Source organism: Dellaglioa sp. CoH-57-MRSF-19 (genome assembly GCF_056781975.1).
This window is the reverse complement of sequence record NZ_JBXAXW010000019.1, coordinates 1-1,306: the sequence shown is the minus strand read 5'-3', so window position 1 is coordinate 1,306 and position 1,306 is coordinate 1. Positions and strand designations below refer to the sequence as shown.

Below are 1,306 nucleotides of genomic sequence, written 5' to 3'. Positions count from 1 at the left end.
GTGGAACACGCGCGAGCAACAGGAGCATGAGTGTGATGGACCCTATCGATAAGGAAGTGGTTCAAGACATGTTCGAAAAATGGGCAGTGACCGAGGGCGATCGTCTGGATTACGGATACGTGCTTGACACGGATGTCGAAGGCAATTACAGTAGCGTTCGCACACTTAAAGCGTTTCGCGGTTTCTGCGGCGCACTGTCAATCACGACCATGGAGAAATCATGACTTTTCCCACCGTATGCCAGCTGGACGATATCGTGAAGCATATCGAGAACAACGAGCAAATTCGCGTTCTCGATCAGCCGAACGGGCGCAAAGTCGTGTGCTACATCTTCATGGATAGCAAGACGTTCCCGACGCCTGAATCACGCGAATGCCGTGGTATCGCGTTTGACGCAAACGGCCGTATCGTCAGCCGACCGCTTCACAAGTTTTTCAACATGGGTGAAAAAGCTGAACTCATGCCCGAAAAGCTGCTGGAGCGCGCGGCGCGTGGTGAGCTTGCCGGCATCTACGATAAGATCGATGGGTCGATGGTGAGCACCTCGTATTCGCACGACGACGGCTTTGCGTGGCGCTCGAAGAAGTCGTACGTGTCAGATACGGTTCGAGCGTTCGAGCGCGAGGTTCCCAAAAACATCGCAGATTTTGCGCGTGTGGTTGCGGCCTCGGACCATACGGCCACCTTCGAATTCGTGGACCCTGAAAGTCAGGTGGTGGTTCGTTACGATCGGCCGTCCATCACGCTGCTGCACGTTCGGGACAACAGGACCGGCGAATATGTGATGATGAATCCGTTTCACCACGTGTGGAACATGATTCATGAGCGACGTATACCGGTAGCTCCGAACCGCATCCACGAAATGACGCTGGAGCAGGCGCTAGCTTCGCTCGAAAGCATGGAGGATGCGGAGGGCTATGTCTTTCAGTTTGACGATGGCGACATGGTAAAAGCCAAGTGCGATTGGTATGCACGCGCACACCGCGCGGTGTCCTATCTGCGCGAGCGTGATGTGGCGGTGCTGGCCCTGAACGAAGAGCTGGACGACGTGAAGGCGATCCTGACGAAAGTCGGTCACGATTTGACGGCCGTGAACGAGGTAGAGACGCGTCTCATGGAGCGCCTGATCCAGATCGATCGAGAAACCGCTGATTTGGCGGCCGTTGGTCGGCTGATGACGGCCGCAAACTATGGCGTGGGCAAAAAGGAGTTCGCGGCGGTGCACGGAAAGCACGAGCTGTTCAGGCTCGCAGTCAACCGCATGGAGGGCAAAGACGACCGGATGCGTAAGTGGTACGGTCAGTAC

General features: G+C 55.9%; 2 protein-coding genes. Both read left to right on the top strand.

Going from position 1 to position 1,306, the window contains the following annotated elements:
* Positions 1-224, top strand: a 224-nt coding sequence (locus AC1RO3_RS07865) for a hypothetical protein (RefSeq protein WP_481763909.1), incomplete at its 5' end; no start/stop codon positions are given.
* A partial coding sequence (locus AC1RO3_RS07860; protein ID WP_481763908.1) for an RNA ligase occupies positions 221-1,306 on the top strand: 1,086 nt, incomplete at its 3' end. The genes AC1RO3_RS07865 and AC1RO3_RS07860, both read left to right, overlap by 4 nt.